Annotated in this window: 5 protein-coding genes and 1 tRNA gene; 2 read left to right on the plus strand and 4 right to left on the minus strand. The window is 61.3% G+C overall.

The genetic code is table 11. The features are described from left to right. Positions 1-226 precede the first annotated feature (226 nt). Both Q0L57_RS07555 and Q0L57_RS07560 read right to left on the minus strand, forming a co-directional pair. Positions 227-838, minus strand: coding sequence for a manganese efflux pump (locus Q0L57_RS07555; protein WP_296740522.1), 612 nt, complete (start codon positions 836-838; stop codon positions 227-229). 98 nt (positions 839-936) lie between these two features. Then, positions 937-1013 (minus strand) — tRNA-Pro (locus Q0L57_RS07560). 306 nt (positions 1014-1319) lie between these two features. Here Q0L57_RS07560 and Q0L57_RS07565 point away from each other — a divergent pair. Together Q0L57_RS07565 and Q0L57_RS07570 are read left to right on the plus strand one after the other, a co-directional pair. After that, positions 1320-2168: an FkbM family methyltransferase gene (locus Q0L57_RS07565; RefSeq protein WP_296740524.1), complete on the plus strand. Its 849-nt coding sequence runs from the start codon at positions 1320-1322 to the stop codon at positions 2166-2168. A 129-nt stretch (positions 2169-2297) separates the two neighbouring features. After that, a complete protein-coding gene (locus Q0L57_RS07570; protein ID WP_296740526.1) occupies positions 2298-2420 on the plus strand; it encodes a hypothetical protein in 123 nt (40 codons plus the stop codon). 92 nt (positions 2421-2512) lie between these two features. Here the strand turns inward: Q0L57_RS07570 and Q0L57_RS07575 are convergent, their stop codons facing one another. Together Q0L57_RS07575 and Q0L57_RS07580 are read right to left on the minus strand one after the other, a co-directional pair. Next, the gene (locus Q0L57_RS07575) at positions 2513-3805 is read right to left on the minus strand and encodes an O-antigen ligase (protein ID WP_296740529.1); all 1293 of its coding nucleotides are present in this window, start codon (positions 3803-3805) and stop codon (positions 2513-2515) included. Then, positions 3802-3993, minus strand: a 192-nt coding sequence (locus Q0L57_RS07580) for a sugar transferase (RefSeq protein ID WP_296740532.1), incomplete at its 5' end; no start/stop codon positions are given. The genes Q0L57_RS07575 and Q0L57_RS07580, both read right to left, overlap by 4 nt.

The following is a 3993-nucleotide window of genomic DNA, read 5'->3' on the forward strand; positions in this document are numbered from 1 at the left end:
TACACGCCGCTCGAATCGCAGACGGCCTTCTTCATCGAGACCTACCTGTCGCAACTGCGCACGCTGGTCACCGGCGAGCGTGGGGCGAGCGGTGAGGCATGGGCCGCGCCTTCCCAACTCTTCGCTTCGCCGAAGGCTGCCTGCCAGATACGCAGGTAGCGAACGGGTCATTTCTACTGCCAGTTGGCGTGGATGCGGATGCCGCAGGTGGCTGGCAGGCGTTCGATCACCAGACCTGCCGGATCGCCAGCACGACCAGGATGGCCCCGCTCGCCAGCGTGCCGAAGCGGCCAATGTCCATGCGGCCGACCCTGATTTCGGCCGCGTGGCGGCCGAGCGCCACGCCAATCACGATGGTGATGAAGCTCGCGATGGATATGGCGGAGGCGACGACCGTCGGGGACATGTCCAGGAGCCCGGCACTGACAGAGTTTGCAAGCGCATTAGCGGAAAGCGCGACGCCGAGGATGGCCGCCTCGAAAGGTCCGACCTTGTCGCCCTCGACGGCGAGAGCCCGCGAAAACCAGTTGGCCACCGGATGGCCGTCCTTTGGCGAATCCGCTTGCTCATTTGCCGCCGACATCGCCAGGAACAGCACGCGCACCCCGATGAGCAGCAAAAGCCCTGCCGCCACATAGTCAGGCAGGTCGCCGGGAAGGACCCTGCCGATCCATTCGCCGGAGAAGATGCCGATCTCGCTGAACGCGAAACATATCGCGGTGATGATCAGGTTGGCGAAGAAGCCGATTCGGATGCTGCGCACCCCATACGACATCCCGACGGCCAGGTTGTCGATGTTGGAGGCGATCGCCAACCCGATGATGAAATACCAATTCATATGCAGGCGACTTTCAGCTGCGGGCAGCCGATTCGAGGTGGCTCGGCGACAATGTCGTGCAGCCATCCCCGGTAAACGGCTAAGTCGTTGTTTTAAAATGGTCGGAGTGGCCGGATTCGAACCGACGACCCCTTGACCCCCAGTCAAGTGCGCTACCGGGCTGCGCTACACTCCGGACCGCGGAAAGCCCTATATTCTCAGGGCTTCCGGCGCAAGCGCTAAATCGAGCCGATAGAACATAAGGGAACCGAAGCGCCGGCAGATGCAGCAATGGGCGCATAATTTCCGACGGAAAGTCCCACGGGCGTTCCAGCGCGGAAGCCGCAGCGTCGATCGAACACGCCGCGTAGGATACCGCGCAGGCGGAAAGCGCCGCAGCCGCGCCTGCGGCCTGATAGGGCCGCCGTCAAGTATCGTTTCATCTGGGAATATTACGCTTTAGTATATTGCAGAGGGGATTTCGGCAGCATAGTTAGCCAGCATGAAATTCCTTTTGCCCATCGAAGAAGCAGTTCACCACCTCCGCGACAGTGCATTCGCAAGATTGCGGGACGTCGACTGGTTCCAGAGGACCATCCTACGGATCCTCAAAGATCAGGTCGTCTTGGTCACGAAGCAGTTCGACGACCACCGCCTGACATTCTCGCCCTACGAGGCGATCGGAAATTTACTGTTCCGACAGGGACACTATCAGCGGGACTTAGCCGAGAGAGTTCTCGCTATCCTCGGCAAACCGCCTGGCAGGACGTTGCTTGAGATCGGCGCGAACATCGGCACCCACACCGTGTACTTGACGCGCAGCGGCCAGTTCAAGCAGGTGATATGCATCGAACCCGAGCCAAGGAATCTGCTGTTACTTAAGCAGAACCTCATACTAAACGATCTCGGAGATCGGACGACCGTCGTCGAGTGCGCCGTGAGCGATCACGAAGGGGTGGCTGACTTCTATTTCAACGACCAGAATTTTGGCGCGAGCACCCTGATCAAGCCAGATGGCGCTGGGGCTCCAACCTCGGTGCAGGTGCGTCGGGTCGACGGGATTTTGCGTGACCTCGGCCTCCGTGCTGACGATATCGGCCTGGTCTGGATGGATATCGAAGGGGCTGAGCCGGAAGCGATCAAGTCGATGGCCGAGCTGGTCGAGCAGCGCGTACCCATCGTGATGGAGTACGCGCCTTTGCGGTACGATTCCGGCAAAGCCAGGGAGATGACGAGGTATCTGTCCAAGCACTATGGGCGGTGCCTGCTCATCGAGGCGGGCGAGGAATGCGAGGTCGATCTTCGTGAACTCTCTCTCGATGGGCAGTTTGACATCCTGCTCTTGCCTTAGCCAGCAACCAATCACCGTCCAAGTGCTTACCGGATGTCTGCGCCAGTCGTGGCCGCTCTTCGTGGCAGGCCTTGTCAGGGCGTCGTCATAGGAGCGTTGATATGACCGCTATTCTCGGCTTCCATCAAGATGACGACGAAATATGCCCACGCCATGGTCGAAGATGTGCTCGCCGCGATGGAAGCGGCAAGCCCCACGGAAGCGGCGGCAGAAGAGGCTAATGGATTGAAAGGTCTCGGGAAAGCTGGCTGAGCCCCGATTTCCCCCAATCAAGTGCGCTACCGGGCTGCGCTGCATTCCGGACGGGGTGGCGATGTATCGTGGGGGTCAACCGAATTCGGCGCCTATCTCACCGATGAAATTTGCGGTGCGGCCGAGACGTGCGCCAGCCGCAATTCCTTCTGGTGCCGGTACTCCAGCGCGATCGCCCCCCAGACCAGTCCGAGCAGTAGATAGAGATGGCGCCAGTGGTCGATGTCGATGAAGGTGCCAAGCCCGATATTGCCGAGATAGGCGACATAGGCGCAAAGCAGATAAGGCTGCCACGGCCGGTCGCGCAGTAGGATGCGGAAGCCGGCCGATATCGTCCATAGCGTCAGCGTCAGGAACGAGACGAAGCCCAGCCAGCCGTAGTCCATCAGTGCCTTCAGCCAGATGTCGTGCGTGTCCTCGCCATAGATTGTGCCGAACACCAGCGGGCCGATGCCGAACGGATGTTCCAGGGCCATCTGGAAGCCGATCGTGTAGCGGGCGAAACGGCCAAGCCGCGCGCTGTCATAGCTCTGTTCCAGGTGCGCGCGCTGGCTGAACATGTCCGATACGCCAGGCAGTTGCAGGATGACGAGCACGGCAATCACGAGCAGCGCGAGCGCCGCGATTGTCATCACCACGAGCCGCAGCCGGAACATGCTGCTCGAGCTCTGCAGGAACAGGCAGGCCGTGAGCAGCACCGCCGACACCGCGAACATGCCCCACGCGCCGCGCGAGAAGGAAAAGAAGATGCCGGCGGTGATGATGAGCAACGGCACGGCAAGCAGCGGCATGCGCGACACCGGCCCGGTCAGCAGCAGGTAGAGCAGATAGGTGCCCGGCAGCACCAGGAACGGGCCGAACACGTTCGGGTCCTGGAAAGCGCCGGCGGCGCGATCGTATTTGGTGAACATCTCGGCGCCCGGAAAGGCGTGGAAATAGCCGGCGATGCCGAGCAGCGACGTCGCGACAGCCGACACCACATAGGCGAAGAAGATCAGCCGGTAGAGGCTGGGCTGGGTCGACGTCACCGAAGCAAAGAAGACGGCCGTGAAGGCGAGGAACAGAGAGACGGCGAGATAGAGCGGCGTGTTGGCCAGATTCGACATCTGCGACATCGCGATCATGCCGCCGATGTTCATCGCCACCAGGAGCACCAGCAGCGGCACGACCGCGCGCGAAATCCTGAGGCCGAACGGCGCCCACACCGCGATCAACCCCGCCATGTAGAGCTCGTAAGGCGCGGGTTCGCCGATGACGAAGCCGGAAAGCAGGATGCCGAGGACGATGGCGCCGGACGAAATCAGCGCGATCAGCTTGGCGTTGACCGCCTGTGGCGGCAACTTATTGACCGCTGCCGCCGGCAGTTCATGCGTGACGGCGCTCAATAGGCGTTTTCCGTATTGAGCAGGCGGATCGGCGTCAGGAACAGGATGCGCAGGTCGAACAGCATCGACCAGTTCTCGATATAGTAGAGGTCGTACTCCGTGCGCATGCGGATCTTCTCGTTGGTGTCCATCTCGCCGCGCCAGCCATTGATCTGCGCCCAGCCGGTGACGCCGGGCTTGACCTTGTG

Origin of the sequence: Mesorhizobium sp. (assembly GCF_024509055.1) — a bacterium.
Taxonomy (GTDB): Bacteria; Pseudomonadota; Alphaproteobacteria; order Rhizobiales; family Rhizobiaceae; genus Mesorhizobium.